Origin of the sequence: Cypionkella sp., assembly GCF_030652235.1 — a bacterium.
Classification (GTDB): domain Bacteria; phylum Pseudomonadota; class Alphaproteobacteria; order Rhodobacterales; family Rhodobacteraceae; genus Cypionkella.
This window is the reverse complement of sequence record NZ_JAUSBA010000070.1, coordinates 94,469-109,283: the sequence shown is the minus strand read 5'-3', so window position 1 is coordinate 109,283 and position 14,815 is coordinate 94,469. Positions and strand designations below refer to the sequence as shown.

Here is a 14,815-nt window from a genome sequence, read left to right as displayed (position 1 = left end):
AGGACTTCGCCACACAATGGCTATGGACTTACAACAACGACCGCCCGAACATGGGCATAGGCGGCATCACACCCGCCCAGAAACTGAAAACGGCCGCCTAAGTTCTACAAATGCACCCCGTCAAAAATGGGGGGATTACCACCTACCTTCACCCTTCCTTAACCATCCCTCCCCTCTCCTCACCCTTGCATTTCCCCTTAATGTATGCATATAAATATGGGACTGGGACGAGCCGAAACGCCAAGCGACGCTGCTGCTTCGGGGGCTGGATTTTGCTATGGTCCGTGACTTTGATCTGGATACGGCGGTGATCGACCCAGACGACAGGCGCGACTATGGCGAGGCACGATTTAAGGCGACTGGGATGATTGACGGGCGGTTGTTCATCGTGATCTTTACCACGCGCGGTGAAAGATTTCGGCTGATCAGCCTGCGAAAGGCGAATGAAAGAGAGAAACGGGCATGGGCAAATCGCTAAGAGAATCCGAACCAGACGAAGAAAACCCGGAATGGACAGCGGAAACCTTCGCCCGCGCCAAGCCCGTCTGGGCCTTCCCCGAACTCGTCGCTGTCCTGCAACACCACGGCAAACTCGGTCGCCCGCCACTGGCCGAGGCTGACAAAAAACAGCGCGTCACGCTCTACCTTGACCCCGATGTGCTGGCAAACCTGAAACAAGGTGGCAAAGGCTGGCAAACCCGCGCCAACGCGGCGCTGCGCAAGGCGTTGGGCCTGTAGGGTGGGGTTACACCCCACCAGCCCTAAACCTTAACAAACCCTTAAACTGGCTTCGCAACCCTTTGAAAACAAACACCCCAAAAACGGTCCCAACTCGGGACCACCTCAACTACCCCCGCCGCAGCAGATAGATATCCATAATCCACCCATGCGCCGCCCGCGCCTCAGCCCGCAGCTTCACAATCCGCGCCCCCACCTCGGCGAGCTTGCCCTCAACAATAATCTCCTCAGCCATCCCCACATACCCCCCCCACCAAATGCTCACCCCTGCCGGGTCGATATTCTGAAATGAACACTCCCCATCCAACATCACCACCGCCGTATCGACGCCCAAAGGAAACCCCTCCTCCCGCAGCCTTCTCCCGGTCATCACGATAAACGGCGCGCCGATCTCATTCAAAGCGATCCCATGCGCCGCCGTCAGGGCATGAATAGACGTCACCCCCGGCACCACATGCACCCGCTTGGCAGGCACCAACCGCGCCGCAATCCTCAGCGTGGAATCATAGAGCGCGGGGTCGCCCCAGACCAGCAACGCGACCCTCAAAGCTCCGCCAATCGCGCCCCTCCAAACGCCCGCGATCCGGTCGTGCCAATCCTCCACCCGCGCTTTATAATCGGCGATGCTTTCGTCCCGCACCGGCAGGTCAAACTCGACAATCCGCGTCGCAGGATTGGTCAGCACATCGCGACAGATCGCGAGGCGCAGCTCGGCCAGATCCGCCTTCCCCTCGCCCTTGCGCGGGATCAAGATCAGATCGGCGGCGTTGATCGCCTTGATGGCTTGCAGGGTGAGATGATCGGGATTTCCCGTACCAATGCCGATGAGGGTGAGATCAAACATGGGGCCTCCTGTAACTGCCCTATCAGCAGCAAAACGCGCGCCAACCACAAGGATCGGCGCGCGTTGATCTTCAGTGTCTTACTGTGGGCGCGACCAGAACCAGCCCGAAAGCGCGCCCAAGGCCGACCACACGATCAGTCCCACAGCCAGCGAGCGCGCCGCGAAGGCTGAGGCCAGTTCGGGCGGAGCGACGCCGGAATAGCTGTCCAATTCGGGCGCGCCTATCACATGCGGAATTGCCAGCAGCAGGACCGCGCCGATCACCGAAGCCACACCCTTGCCGTAGCCCAAAAGGCCCAATCCACCAGCCGTGCAGATCGCAGTGCCAAGCCACCAGATCTGCCGCGCGGTCAGATCAGCGGCCATGGTTCCGGGTAGTTCAGGCTCTAACCCCATTGCCGGGGCGAGTTGAAGGGCGGCGTAGCCCGCGATGCCCCAAAGCAGACCTTCGCGCAAAGTCACACGTTTGCCGAACGCTTCGGCAAGTCCATACCCTGCCACCAGAAGAAGGGCATAGCCAACATACCCGGCGCCGAAGAACAGGCTGGTCCAAGCGTTGCGCGTGAGTGCGCTGCCTTCTTCGACCGCTTCATGCTCATGCGAATGGCCGTCAGCTTGAGTTGCGGTGGCCGCTTCGGTAGTGGCCGGAGCCGCTGCATCTGCCACAGATATGGCGGTGTGATCGTGACCATTCAAGGAACCCGACGTGGCGACCCCGTTGAAATGCACCAATACGCCGGTTTCATAGCCTTCACCCAGAAGGATCAGCTTCTGTACGAATGCGAAATGCAACAAGGCTGCGAGCAGGCCTGCCGCAAAACCAGCGAACACCGCGCTGGTCAGCATATGTTTGATCATCAGATCAGTGGCAGGGGAAGCCAGAGGCGTGACGCACATCATGTGCTGCGTCATGCAGGGCCTGCGAATGGGCAAAACCGGTCAGAAATACGGTCGCAGCGCCAATCATAGCAACAAACAGCACCGACATCAGCGCGGTTGCTTTGCTGGAAGCGAGGGTCTTTGTGGTCATCATAGTCTCCATACCGTCACACCCGACGGTTTTCGTGTTTCTTTGCACGGCCGGTCTCCTGGCTCGCGGGTCGTAGCGACCCCTCCCCTTCCCAGCCCTAAGAAGGCCAGTGGATTTTGAGGGGCCGCTCACCGCATACAGTCGCGGGGGCGGCTGAGGCTTGGGGTGCCGATTGGTCCACCCATTCCTCATTCTCGTTTCAGTCCAGACGCTTTGCGTTTTTCAGAACACCATGCAGCACCATCAGTCACCTAAGGCCGGGTTTGGGTCAAGCGGAAATGCGGCTTTTGAAGGCACATCGCCGACACTGTGGGCGAATAATCTTAAGCCGGGATGCGGGCGATGGCCTTGCTGCGCAGATTTCCCAGCACACGGGCGTCGGGGAAATTACCGTCCAGCGACGCGGCATAGAGTCGGGCGAAATTTTCAAGCTCGGGCAGGTCATCGGCGGTGATGTCGCCAAACAGATAGGCGGTTTTACCGTCAGCACGGAAGGCTATGGTTTGGTCGCGAGCACAGCCAGACATGCATTCGATTTCAAGCACTTCTACGGCGGAGGACATGGCGTCGCGCAGGGTGTTCGCAAAGCCCTCGCGGCCCAACTGGCACAATGTGCAGACGTAAAGCCTCACGCCGGAAACTCGGCCAGCGGGCCGTAGAAGATCAGAGCCGGGTGCGCGCTGGTTGCTGCTTGCAGATGGGTCGCAAGGCTGGCGATGGTGTGGCGGGTGATCTGTTGATCGGGGGTAGAGACGGCTTCGGCCAACAGCGCGGGCGTGTCGGCGGGCAGGCCGTGGGCGATGAGCCGAGCGGCGAGACCCGCGAAGGTGCGGCGGCCCATGTAGACCACGGTGGTGGCGAGGGGGTCGGCGAGCGCGGCCATGTTGGTGCTTTCCGGCAGGCTTCCGGTCACATCCGCCCCGGTGATGAACTGCACGCGCCGCGCCGTGAGGCGGCGGGTCAACGGGATGCCCGCGGCGGCGGCGGCGGCAGAGGCAGACGTAACCCCCGGGATAATTTCGTAAGCGATGCCAGCGGCTTGCAGGGCTACAATTTCCTCCTCCAGCCGCCCGAACATGCCGCAATCGCCAGATTTCAGCCGCACAACCCGTTGGCCCGCCAAGGCGTGATCGACCAGCAGGCGACTGACGTGATCTTGTTTCGGCGAGGGTCGCCCTGCCCGTTTGCCCACTGCGATCAGATCGGCTTGCGTGGCATGGCCAAGGATCGGGCCAGAGGACAGGTCGTCAAACAACACCACCTCAGCCGCTTGCAGCCGTTGTACGGCCTTGACCGTCAAAAGCTCCGGGTCGCCGGGCCCGGAAGAAACGAAGGAAACAAAGCCAGTCATGTCGCCTCTGCGATCAAATGGAAGAAGGTGCCCGAAGATTGGCCGCCACCCGCTTGGATGCGGAGCGAGCCAGTTTCCGGCACAACCGTATCGGTTGCATCGATGACATGCGCAAGGGCTGTGTCGGGCTGGGCAAGGATGGTGGCATAGTGAAATTCATGGCCGCGCAGGCGGGTGTGGGCCGGATGGCCAGCCAGCGGCGCGTGGGTTTCGGCCAAGCGGTAGCCCAGATGCATCCGGCGCTTGGCAAAGCTGGTCTCTAGCCCCAACAGCCCTGCCATCTCATGGCGTTGGCCCTGCGCATCCAGCAGTCCCGCGCCCATCGCCATATAGCCGCCGCACTCGCCATGCACTGGTTTGGTCTGGGCGAAGGCTTGCAGGGACTGTCGAAAATGCGCGTTGGCGGCAAGTTTTCCGGCGTGAAGCTCGGGGTAGCCACCGGGCAGCCAGCAAGTCTCGGCTGTCGGATCTGGGGCCTCGTCTTGCAGCGGTGAGAATGGCAAGATCGTGGCCCCGGCCGCGCGCCATCCCGCTAGAAGATGCGGGTAGACGAAGGAAAACGCGGCGTCTCGCGCAAGGGCGATGCGATTGGCCGGAGGAGTGATTTTCAGTGGCGGTTGGAAGCGCAGATGGCCACGGGCTGCGGCGCGCAGGGTGTCGAGGTTCAGGTGTTCGGCAATGAACGCCCCGGTCTCGGCCAGCAGGGCCTGTAGATGCGGTTGCTCCTCGGCTTGCACGAGGCCCAAATGACGCTCGGGCAGAGCGATTGAGGCGCGACGCGGCAGCGCTCCAAGCACCGCGATACCCGCCGCCGCCATCCCTGCGCGCACCAAGGCTTCGTGGCGGGGCGAGGCGACGCGGTTTAAGACGACCCCGGCGAAAGGCATGTCGGGGCGGAGCAGTTGGAAGCCCTTGGCGACGGCGGCGGCAGATTGGGCTTGGCCGGAAACATCCAGCACCAGAACCACCGGCCAACCCATCATCATCGCAATATCGGCGCTGGCCCCTGAGCCAAATTCCCCCGGTTTGGCGACGCCGTCGAACAGGCCCATCGAGCCTTCCGCCAAGATCAAATCGGCATCTGCCGCTACCGAAGACAGCCCTGCGATCCGCGCCGGGGTCATGGCCCAACTGTCCAGATTGACCGAAGCGCGGCCCGAGGCTGCGGCATGGAAGGCGGGGTCGATGTAGTCAGGACCGGATTTGAACGGCTGTACGTTCAATCCCTGCGCGCGGAAGGCGGCGAGCAGACCCAGCATCAGCGTGGTCTTGCCGGTGCCCGAGGCGGGGGCGGAAATGAGGAGGCCGGGAATGTTAAGGTTGGGAGGGGTCATTTGGCGTCCGGGAAGCGCGGTTCAGTGCCAACGGGACGGAAACGGCGGTCGTAGTCACCGGCATAAAGACGGCTTTCCTCAAATCCTTCGGCGGCGAGGGCTGGGCCGACGAGGATCAGGGCCGTGCGCTCCATCTCGGCACCGATGGCGGTTTGCAGGGTGGCGAGGGTGGCGCGAACGATCCGCTCATCCGGCCAACTCGCGCGCCAGACCACAGCGACAGGGCAATCAGGGCCGTAGTGGGGGGTGAGGTCTGCGACAACCTTTTCAAGCACATGCACGGACAGGTGGATGGCAAGGGTAGCCCCGGTGGCGGCGAAGGCGTGCAAGCTTTCTTTTTCGGGCATCGCGGTGGCACGGCCAGAGGTGCGGGTAAGGACGACGGATTGCGTCAGGCCCGGCAGGGTTAATTCGGTCGCCAAAGCAGCAGCGGCGGCAGCGAAGGAGGGCACGCCGGGGGTTACATCATACGGGATATTCAAGGCCCGCAGGCGGCGAAGTTGCTCGCCCATCGCCGACCACACCGACAGATCGCCGGAATGCAGGCGGGCGACGTCTTGGCCAAGTGCATGGGCGGCTGCGAGTTCGGCGATGATCTCGTCCAGCGACAAGGGGGCGGTGTTGATGATCTTGGCACCGGGCGGACAATGCGCCAGCAGCGCTTGCGGCACCAAGGAACCCGCATAAAGGCAGACCGGGCTGGAGGCGATCAGATCACGCCCGCGCAGGGTAATCAGATCGGGTGCGCCGGGGCCTGCGCCGATGAAATGGATGGTCATGGGATGCTCCTTTCGGCAAGGGCTGCGGTGGCCTTGCCGTCTTGGGATGTAGCGCGGGGGCCCAAAAGCCGCGCGCCGGGGCCAGCGGCGGCAAGCGCTGCGGCTTCGGCAAGGCTGCCGGTGCCGTAGCGAGCTTGGATTCGGGCGGATTGGGTGACTGTGACCTGGCTTTGCAGGCTTTCCAAGGGCACTGCGTGCAGAGGCAGGGCCATTTCAGCGGCAAGGGCTTGGATGACAGGGGAGTCAGCTTTGTCCTTGGCTGTAGCAAGGGCCTGCGTCTTTTCGCCCCCTGCAGCGCGCAGGGCATCGCGCAGGCTGTCGATCCCGGCATCTTTGCGAAAGCCTATGCCTGCGACGATCATCGGATGACACTCCATTGCACGACCGGACGGGCAGCGTCCCAGCCGCGCATCCGACCTAGGGCGGCTGCTTGGGCGCACTCGATGCGCAAGAGGGTGCCACCGTGTCGGGCGTGTTGCGCTGCCAGCAGGCTTTCAGTTTCCAGGGTGACGCCATTGGCGACGAGGCGCGTACCTTCGGGCAGGATGTGCCAGAGTTGATCGTACATCGCTGCGTTGCCGCCACCGCCGATGAACACCGCATCGGGGATTGGATGGGTGGCGAGGGTTTCGGATGCTGCACCCTCAAAGCAGGTCAGGCGGTGGTCTAGGCCGAAGTTTAGGGCGTTGGCGCGGATGTTAATGGCGCGGTCGGGGCGGAGTTCAAACGCCAAGGCACGACCTCCAGCCAAGCACCATTCCACCGAAATTGAACCAGACCCTGCTCCGATATCCCACAAGAGTTCGCCTGCGCGGGGGGCGAGGGCCGACAGGGTCAGCGCGCGGATCGGGCGTTTGGTGATCTGGCCGTCATGGGCGAATAGGCTGTCGTCGAGGCCCGAGGCGCGGGACAGGCCGAGGCCTGCAGTGATCTCGATGGCGACGGCAACGGGGGATTGGATGTGGGTCACGGTAAAGGCTGCGGCGGTGGTTTTGCGCACGCGTTGGTTTGGGCCGCCCAAGGCTTCCAGCACGGTCAGATCGGCGGCGAAGCCTTGGTCGGTCAGCCATGCGGCAAGGGCTTGCGGGGCGTAGCCATCGCGCATCAAGCATATGGCACGGTGGCCTTTGGTCAGCACTGGGCGCAAGCGGGCAAAAGGCGCGGCGTGCAACCCGTGGCAAGTTATTTCCTCCATCCGCCAGCCGAGATGGGCCGCAGTCCGTTGGAAGGTTGACGGCGCGGGAAAGGCTTGCCATGCGTCGCGGCCAAGGTGCGCAGTCAGACTGCTGCCCGCGCCGAACCAGAACGGGTCGCCCGAGGCGAGGATGGCCACGTTTTGCCCCTTGCAGGACAGCACCGGGCATATCGAAAACGGGATCGGCCAAGCACGGCCCCTGTCGCCTGCCGCCACCAAAGCCAAATGACGCGGGCCGCCGAAGATGATTTCGGCCTGCGCCAAAGCTTCACGGCTTGCATCTGACAGGCCAGCCAAGCCATCCTCGCCCAAACCGATGATCGCAACCCAAGGCTTACCCATGACTCGCATCCTTCTGCTGGGCGGCACCACCGAGGCGAGTGCTTTGGCGCAAGCTTTGGCAGCTGCGGGGAAGGACGCGGTGTTTTCTTATGCCGGGCGCACCGATAGTCCGGTGGCGCAACCCCTGCCCACGCGGGTTGGCGGCTTTGGCGGCGTGGCGGGGCTGGTGGACTATTTGCGCGCCGAGAGAATTGACGCTGTGATCGACGCCACGCATCCCTTTGCCGCCCAGATGAGCCGCAATGCGATAGAGGCTTGTGCACGGGCTGGAGTGCCGTTGCTGGGGCTGGAGCGCGCGCCTTGGGTGGCGGGGATCGGCAACCGTTGGGTGCATGTGGACAGTCTGGAGGCGGCTGTCGCAGCCTTGCCAGACGCCCCGACGCGGGTGTTTCTGGCGATCGGCAAGCAGAATTTGGCTGGCTTCGCCGCCAAACCGCATCACTATTTGCTGCGGCTGGTCGATGCGCCCGATGCGCCGCCCTTGCCCGATTGCACCGTGCTTCTGGCGCGGGGGCCGTTTGAGGCAGAGGGTGATAGGGCGCTGCTTATACAGCATAATATCAGCCATATCGTCGCCAAGAATGCGGGCGGCACGGGGGCCGAGGCCAAGCTGATCGCCGCCTGCGCTTTGGGTCTGCCGGTGATCCTGATCGACCGCCCCACCCTGCCCACACGGCGCGTGGTGGGATCGGTGCCGGAGGTGATGGGTTGGCTGTCTCATGCCGACCTTGGCGTGTAGACAAAACGGCCAACCCGGCGTGTCGCGGAATTGCCGACGATCACAACGGTGCGCATGTCGGCCATCTCTGGCGTCGCCTCGGCCAGTGTCACGGTCTGGATGCGTTCGTCGGGGGTGCTGACGGCGCGGGCGAAGGTGATCAGGCGGTCGGGGCCACATTCTTCGCGCAAGATGTCCAATGCGCGGGCGAATTGGTGCGGGCGGCTGGCAGAGCGCGGGTTGTAAAAGCCCATGGCGAAATCGGCTTGGGCTGCGAGGCGCAGGCGGTGTTCCACCAGCGGCCACGGTTTCAGGTTATCGGATAGGTTAATGGCACAGAAGTCATGGCCCAACGGCGCGCCGGCATGGGCGGCGGCGGCGAGCATCGCGGTGATACCGGGGAGAATTCGGATATCGAGGTGGTGAAGGTCGGGGCGTTTTTCCAGCGCCTCAAACAGCGCGGACGCCATGGCGAACACGCCAGGATCGCCCGACGAGACGATCACCACCTTCGCGCCCTCGGATGCCAAGCGCAGGGCATGATCGGCGCGGTCAATCTCTACCCGGTTGTCCGATCCGTGCAGGTTCAGACCGGGGCGCGGGGCGACGCGGGCGACATAGGGGAAATAGCCAATCACATCGGTGGCTTCAGCCAAAGCGGTGCGGACTTCGGGCGTCACCATGTTCTCATCGCCGGGGCCAAGGCCCGCGACGGCCAGCCAGCCTGTCATTCGACACCGCCAATTTCCGGGCGGCGGCCTTGGCCGTGGACCAAGACGATGGCGAAATACGGGCAATCGGCGGCATCGACTTCGCTAAGGCGGGCAATGCGCTGGGTTGGCATGGTGCCACGCTCGACCAACCATGCGTCGGCAAGCCTCCCGCTGGTTTGCAAGGCGGAGCGGACTTTTGGCAGGTTGCGCCCGGTTTTCATAATGACCATGGCGTCGGAGCGTTGCATGTGGTGGACCAGATCGGCCTCGGGCAGCGTTGCCATCAGAACCGACAGCACATCGTCGCCCCAAGTAAACGGCGTACCCACGGCATTCCAACAGCCGGTCATGCCGGTGATGCCGGGGATCACCTCGACCTGCGCTCGGCCTTGCAGGCGGGTGTGCAGGTGCATGAACGAGCCGTAAAAGAACGGATCGCCTTCGCACAGCACGATCACGTCTTGGGTCTGTGCGACCAAGGCCAAACGGTCGGCCCAACCGTCGTAGAACCGCGCGAGGGCGTCGTTGTACTCGGGGCTGTCAAAGGGCATTTCCGTGGTGACAGGATACTCCATGGCGTATTCGGTGACGCCTGCGGCCAGCATGCCTTGCACGATCTGCCGTGCCTGCCCTGACCGACCTGCCTTGCGAAAATAGGCGACATGCTGCGCGCTGCGGATCAAGCGATCAGATTTCACCGAGATCAGGTCAGGGTCGCCGGGGCCAAGGCCTGTGCAGATGATTTTGCCCATTCACTCCACCCGGCTTGCAAGCGCGTTGATCGCGGCCACGGTGATCGCCGAGCCGCCCAGCCGCCCGCGCACGATCAAGGACGGCACCGGCAGCGCCTCTATCAACGCTGCTTTCGATTCCGCAGCCCCGATGAAACCGACCGGGCAGCCGATGATCGCGGCAGGGCGCGGGCAGCTTGGGTCTTCCAGCATGTTCAACAGGTGGAAAAGAGCGGTGGGGGCGTTGCCGATGGCAACGACTGCGCCTTGAAGGTGAGGACGCCACAGTTCCAGGGCAGCGGCGGAGCGGGTGTTGGCCATTTCCTTCGCCAGGGCGGCAACCGAGGGGTCATGCAGCGTGCAGATCACCTGATTTCTCGCAGGCATCCGGCCACGGGTGACACCTTCGGACACCATCCGCGCATCGCACAGGATCGGCGCACCAGCCTCCAGCGCCGCGCGGGCGGCGATGGCCATACCTTCGGAAAATTCAATATGCGCCTCTAGCCCGACCATCCCGGCGGCGTGGATCATCCGCACCGCGACGATTTCTTCTTCGGGCGTAAACCGCGCGAGGTCGGCCTCGGCGCGGATCATCGCGAAGGAACGGCGGTAAATCTCGGCACCATCGGTGATGTAGCTGTGCGGCATCAGGGGAACTCGTTCAGGATATTGGTTTCAATCAGGTCTGCGGCGCATAGCCCTTCGCGCAGCAGAGTGCCAGAGGCGGTGCCGTTGCGGATCAGGCAGAAGCCTGTGGGCGTGGCTGTCAGGGTCAGTGGCGCAGCGGTGGGATACGCGCAGCCTTTGGCACAGCCCGAGACATGTAGGGTTTCGGTGAGTTTCGGGGCCAAAGCGCGGGCGAGCGGGCGGGTGGCGGCATGGGCCTGCAGGCAGCCGGGCGCACCTGTGCAGGCGATGACGCGCAGCATCGGATCATCTGGCTGCGTGATCACGCCGGGGATATGGGGGGCATCAGTCAGGTTTTCGATCAGCAGCATCCGCCAAGGGGTGATACGGAGGGGGCCAAGATCCGCGAGGGCTGCCAAGGTTTCATACGGCATTTGACCAAACTCAAACCCGACAAGTTGGCCCTGCGGCTGCATACCTGGCGTGGGCCGCGCGACCGCAGGCCGGCGCGGGGTGGTGAAATCTTCAGGCAAAGCACAGTGTTTCAGCAGGTTCGCCATACGCCCCCTGCCCTCGGTCACGCCACCTTGGGCGATGAACCAATGCGCCAAGGCGATGGCGGCGGGCACGGCGGTTTCAATGGTAACAGGTTTGGCGAGTGGGCCTGGAGTAGCCAGCAGCAAGCCCTCTGCCCCGGTTTCCAGCCAGATATCGGCAGAGACATCGCGCAGAACGGGCTGGACGGCGGTGTCGACAACGAAGCCAAATTTCCCCGGCAGATTTGGCGCATGTGGCGCGGAAAGCGCTTGGGCCAGCGCCGCAGCGATCTCTTGCGAGCCATCGCCCTCGGTCCAGAATGGCGAGACAATAATGTTGCGCCGCGCCTCATCCTCGGCGTCCGTGTCGATCAGATCAAGCCCGCGCAGGCCATCAATCAAGGCGGGGTGGCTGGCTTCGGTCACGCCGCGCAGTTGAACGTTGGCGCGGTTTGACAAATCGATCAGCCCGTTGCCGTGCACAGCTGCAAGCTGGGCGATACCGCGCGCCTGATCGGGCGTCAGGCGGCCCCCACGCGGGCGGACACGGACGACCAAACCATCGCCGGATTGCATCGGGCGCAAGGCTCCGGGGCACCAGCCTTGGACGATGGGGGCTTGAAGGGGGTTCATTCGCCCGCCCCCATCATAGCCGCAATCGAATTACGGCGGGTGATCCAGAGTCCCGCGTCTTGCAGGGCTTTGAAGCGCGCTTGCAGGGCGGCGAGGGCAGCGGGGTTTTCCGCCGCCATAAAGGCCACTAGATCGGCGCGGCCAAGGCTGGCTTCGTGGTATAGGTCAAACAAATGCGCGGGGACGCTGCGGGTCAGATGCGCATAGGCGGCGAGGTTATCCAAGGTCGCGGTCACCTCGGCCGCACCGCGAAAACCGTGGCGCATCATGCCGGTCGCCCAATCCGGGTTGGCGGCGCGGGCGCGCACGACGCGGCCGATTTCCTCGGCCACAAGCCGGGCTTTCGGGGCGTCGGGGCGGGTGGCGTCGATGTGGTAAAGCGCAGGCTCGGCGGCCCCGATCGCGGCCATGGCTGCGGCGAAACCACCTTCGTGCGCGGCATAGTCGGGAGCCAGCAGAATGTCGGTTTCCACCAGATCCTGCACATGGGCATAGCCGTCGGCTTGGCGCAGGCGGTCTTCCAAGGCGGCGCGGTTGTGCTGGGTTTGGCCCTTGGCATCAACCGTCCAGTCAGAGCTGGACAGCCAAGCCTCGCCCGCAGCCGCGCGGCCTTCAGGGCTGTAATCTTCCAATGCAGGCTCCATCCCCATGCCATAAAGGCCGGGTTTCGGGCCGAATACGCGGGGGCCAGTGGTGATATAGGGGTTCATGTCGGGGGCTTCGTCGCGCTGCGATAGGGCTGCGGCCCCGGCATCGAACAACTGGCTGAGCCCGCCGAACACGTCGCGGAACAGGCCGGATACGCGCAGGGTCACGTCAATGCGCGGGCGATCGAGCAACGCAAGCGGCAAGATTTCAAAGCCGGACACCCGTTCGGACCCGTCGTCCCATTTCGGCGCAAGCCCCGCCAGATGCAGCGCCATCGCCAGTTCTTCGCCTGCTGTGCGCATGGTCGCAGAGCCCCAGAGGTCGATGACCAAGCCCTTCGGCCAATCACCCTTGTCTTGCAAATGGCGGCGGAGCAGTTCCTCGGCCAGCTTGACGCCTTGGGCATGGGCGGCGCGGGAAGGCACGGCACGGGGGTCGACAGAATAGAGGTTGCGGCCTGTTGGCATAACATCGGTTCTGCCGCGCCATGGGCTGCCAGAGGGACCCGGTTGCACACGTTTGCCCGCAAGCGCCGTCAGCAGACCCTCGGTTTCGCCAGGGGCTTGGCCGTAGATGTGCAGGCCGTCGCCGAACTGACTTTCCTTGATGTCGCAGACGAATCTGTCAATACGGGTGATCGCCTCGGCGGGGCTTGCGGTGGCGTCGAGGCCAAGGTCCGCTTCGACGCCCGAGGCTTGCGCCTCATCCCGAATGGTGGCGATCAGGCGATTGCGGCGGGAGGGATCAAGGCCGTCGGCGGTGGAGTATTCATCCAGCAGGCGTTCGAGGCGGAGCAGGTTTTCGGGGGTGGCGGATTGCGCCAGTGGGGGCGGGACGTGGCCCAAAGTCACCGCCCCGATGCGGCGCTTGGCTTGGGCGGCCTCGCCGGGGTCGTTGACGATGAAGGGGTAGATTATGGGGAGGGGTCCGGTGAGGGCTTCGGGCCAGCAATCGGTAGACAGGGCCACCGATTTCCCCGGCAGCCATTCCAGCGTGCCATGCGCGCCGATATGGATCAGCGCATGCAGATTTTGGGCGCGCAGCCAGAGATAGAAGGCAACATAGGCGTGGCGCGGGGTGCGGGCGAGATCGTGATAGTCGGTTTCACGCTGCAGCACGGTGCCGCGTTCGGGTTGCAGGGCGATCAGGGCTTGGCCTGCACGGGTGGCTTTGAACCGAAACTGGCCGTTTTGGGCGGCGGGGTCTGATTCAGGTGCGCCCCATGCGGCGGTTAGGGCGGATTGGAGGGGGTCTGGCAGAGTGGTAAGCGCGATTTTATAGGCGTCGAGCGGCCATGTCAGGGTTTCTGTGCTCAGGGCCGCAGCAAGGGTTTTGTGAGAGTGAACGGTGTAGCCTTCGGCGGCTAATGTCGTGGTCAGGGTTTCGGTACTGGCCAGCGCATCAAGGCCGACAGCATGGGCAATCTGGTCGGGTCTGCCGGGATAGGTGGACAGGATCACTGCCAGATTGCGGGCGGCAGCAGGCGCGGTGGCAAGCTGGTGCCAGCCTAGGATACGATCCACCACGGCATTGATGCGGGTTGGATCGGCGCGGTGGGCGAAGCGCGAGAATTGCAGATCGGGGTCGCGCTTACCCGGCGATTTGAAGCTGATCACCCCAGCAAAAATGCGGCCATCGACTTCGGGCAACACCACATGCATCGCAAGGTCGGCTGGAGAGAGGCCGCGCTCGGACGCCGACCAATCGCGCTTTCGGGCGGTAGAAAGGGCGACTTGGAACACCGGGCAGCCGGTTGCATCCAAGGGCGTGGTGCCGTCTGCGCCTCGGGCGGAGAAGGCCGTGGCGTTGACGATAGCGGCGGGGTTCAGGTGGGCGAGGGCTGCGCGCAGGAAGCTATCGGCTCCGGCGGCTTTCAGCGAGGGGGCGAATAGGCCGTAAGCTGCAAAGCCGCGCGCACGGAAGGCGCGTATCAGCGCATCGACGGGGTCGGTGTCGGCGGCGGTGACGTAGCTGCGGTAGAAGGTGATGGCGATGGCATGGCCTGTAGCAGCGGGCTGCGGGATCACGCCAATATCTGGGTCATACCAGCCGCAATCCGGCACAGTTTTATCGCCCGGCACTGGGCCCGCGTAGAGGCCCGCCGCCAAGGCAAGCTGCGCCAAGGCTGCTTGGGCGGCAACGGCTCCGCCAGCGTCACACAGGGCCGAGAGGCGGCGCAGGGTGCTGATCGGCAGGGTGGAATGGGCGTCGAGCGTCTTATCCTCACGGCCATCTGCAGGCAGGACGGCCAAGGCGATGCCCTGACGACGGGCGAGGTCTTGCAGCTGCATCAAGCCGTAGGGCCAGTAATTCTCGCCACCGATCAGGCGGACAAGGATGCCTTTGACGCCCGGCAGAGTTTGCTGGACATAGGTATCGACCGACATGGGATGTTGCAGCGCCACCAGATTGGCAAGGCGCAGGGTCGGCAGTTTGACCTCCCCCTGATTTGCCCTGTGCCAGCCCGCCGCGAAAGCCCCGAGGTCACTATCGGAAAACGACAAAACCACCAGTTCAGCCGGGGTCTGACCCAGATCGAACGGGGTTTGCGTATCCTCCAGCCCATGGCTTTCGCGGAAGACGACATGCATAG

The 14,815-nt window shown here is 63.7% G+C and carries 17 protein-coding genes and 1 riboswitch; of the genes, 3 read left to right on the top strand and 14 right to left on the bottom strand.

The genetic code is table 11. The features are described from left to right. Positions 1 to 214 precede the first annotated feature (214 nt). Entirely contained in the window at positions 215 to 478 is a 264-nt protein-coding gene (locus tag Q7V03_RS22470; RefSeq protein WP_304927813.1) for a BrnT family toxin, read from the top strand. Next, a complete protein-coding gene (locus Q7V03_RS22465; RefSeq protein WP_304927811.1) occupies positions 463 to 738 on the top strand; it encodes a BrnA antitoxin family protein in 276 nt (91 codons plus the stop codon). Before Q7V03_RS22470 ends, Q7V03_RS22465 begins: the two co-directional genes overlap by 16 nt. Before the next feature lie 109 nt (positions 739 to 847). On the opposite strand, the gene cobF is transcribed toward Q7V03_RS22465, so the two are convergent. The 9 genes from cobF to cbiE all read right to left on the bottom strand — a co-directional run bounded on the left by cobF (position 848) and on the right by cbiE (position 7,613). Then, positions 848 to 1,582 (bottom strand): precorrin-6A synthase (deacetylating), encoded by a 735-nt coding sequence (gene cobF / locus Q7V03_RS22460; protein WP_304927810.1) that lies wholly within the window; start codon positions 1,580 to 1,582, stop codon positions 848 to 850. 78 nt (positions 1,583 to 1,660) lie between these two features. Continuing rightward, on the bottom strand, positions 1,661 to 2,428 hold the full coding sequence (locus Q7V03_RS22455; RefSeq protein WP_304927809.1) for a CbtA family protein: 768 nt from the start codon (positions 2,426 to 2,428) through the stop codon (positions 1,661 to 1,663). 16 nt (positions 2,429 to 2,444) lie between these two features. Then, positions 2,445 to 2,612, bottom strand: a complete 168-nt coding sequence (locus Q7V03_RS22450; protein WP_304927808.1) for a CbtB domain-containing protein — start codon at positions 2,610 to 2,612, stop codon at positions 2,445 to 2,447. 30 nt (positions 2,613 to 2,642) lie between these two features. Further along, positions 2,643 to 2,862: riboswitch (cobalamin riboswitch) on the bottom strand. A 73-nt stretch (positions 2,863 to 2,935) separates the two neighbouring features. After that, a complete protein-coding gene (locus Q7V03_RS22445; RefSeq protein WP_304927807.1) occupies positions 2,936 to 3,244 on the bottom strand; it encodes a DUF1636 domain-containing protein in 309 nt (102 codons plus the stop codon). Then, positions 3,241 to 3,963: a uroporphyrinogen-III C-methyltransferase gene (cobA, locus tag Q7V03_RS22440; RefSeq protein ID WP_304927806.1), complete on the bottom strand. Its 723-nt coding sequence runs from the start codon at positions 3,961 to 3,963 to the stop codon at positions 3,241 to 3,243. The genes Q7V03_RS22445 and cobA overlap by 4 nt, the downstream gene beginning before the upstream one ends. Further along, entirely contained in the window at positions 3,960 to 5,297 is a 1,338-nt protein-coding gene (locus tag Q7V03_RS22435; protein ID WP_304927805.1) for a cobyrinate a,c-diamide synthase, read from the bottom strand. The genes cobA and Q7V03_RS22435 overlap by 4 nt, the downstream gene beginning before the upstream one ends. Beyond that, on the bottom strand, positions 5,294 to 6,076 hold the full coding sequence (cobM, locus tag Q7V03_RS22430) for a precorrin-4 C(11)-methyltransferase (RefSeq protein ID WP_304927804.1): 783 nt from the start codon (positions 6,074 to 6,076) through the stop codon (positions 5,294 to 5,296). The genes Q7V03_RS22435 and cobM overlap by 4 nt, the downstream gene beginning before the upstream one ends. Continuing rightward, positions 6,073 to 6,438, bottom strand: coding sequence for a cobalamin biosynthesis protein (locus Q7V03_RS22425; protein WP_304927803.1), 366 nt, complete (start codon positions 6,436 to 6,438; stop codon positions 6,073 to 6,075). The genes cobM and Q7V03_RS22425 overlap by 4 nt, the downstream gene beginning before the upstream one ends. Then, the gene (gene cbiE / locus Q7V03_RS22420) at positions 6,435 to 7,613 is read right to left on the bottom strand and encodes a precorrin-6y C5,15-methyltransferase (decarboxylating) subunit CbiE (protein ID WP_304927802.1); all 1,179 of its coding nucleotides are present in this window, start codon (positions 7,611 to 7,613) and stop codon (positions 6,435 to 6,437) included. Before cbiE ends, Q7V03_RS22425 begins: the two co-directional genes overlap by 4 nt. Here cbiE and Q7V03_RS22415 point away from each other — a divergent pair. Then, positions 7,612 to 8,352 (top strand): cobalt-precorrin-6A reductase, encoded by a 741-nt coding sequence (locus Q7V03_RS22415; RefSeq protein WP_304927801.1) that lies wholly within the window; start codon positions 7,612 to 7,614, stop codon positions 8,350 to 8,352. The genes cbiE and Q7V03_RS22415 overlap by 2 nt on opposite strands. Here the strand turns inward: Q7V03_RS22415 and cobJ are convergent. Genes cobJ through cobN form a run of 5 tightly spaced genes read right to left on the bottom strand, consistent with a single transcriptional unit; the run spans position 8,331 to position 14,813 of the window. Continuing rightward, complete coding sequence (gene cobJ, locus Q7V03_RS22410) at positions 8,331 to 9,062, bottom strand: precorrin-3B C(17)-methyltransferase (RefSeq protein WP_304927800.1); 732 nt, start codon at positions 9,060 to 9,062, stop codon at positions 8,331 to 8,333. The genes Q7V03_RS22415 and cobJ overlap by 22 nt on opposite strands. Next, positions 9,059 to 9,796: a precorrin-2 C(20)-methyltransferase gene (locus Q7V03_RS22405; protein WP_304927799.1), complete on the bottom strand. Its 738-nt coding sequence runs from the start codon at positions 9,794 to 9,796 to the stop codon at positions 9,059 to 9,061. Before Q7V03_RS22405 ends, cobJ begins: the two co-directional genes overlap by 4 nt. Further along, a complete protein-coding gene (locus Q7V03_RS22400; protein WP_304927798.1) occupies positions 9,797 to 10,426 on the bottom strand; it encodes a precorrin-8X methylmutase in 630 nt (209 codons plus the stop codon). Then, positions 10,426 to 11,574 carry a precorrin-3B synthase gene (gene cobG / locus Q7V03_RS22395; RefSeq protein WP_304927797.1) on the bottom strand — a complete coding sequence of 383 codons (1,149 nt, stop codon included), beginning with the start codon at positions 11,572 to 11,574 and terminating at the stop codon, positions 10,426 to 10,428. Before cobG ends, Q7V03_RS22400 begins: the two co-directional genes overlap by 1 nt. Next, positions 11,571 to 14,813: a cobaltochelatase subunit CobN gene (cobN, locus tag Q7V03_RS22390; protein ID WP_304927796.1), complete on the bottom strand. Its 3,243-nt coding sequence runs from the start codon at positions 14,811 to 14,813 to the stop codon at positions 11,571 to 11,573. Before cobN ends, cobG begins: the two co-directional genes overlap by 4 nt. Positions 14,814 to 14,815 lie beyond the last annotated feature (2 nt).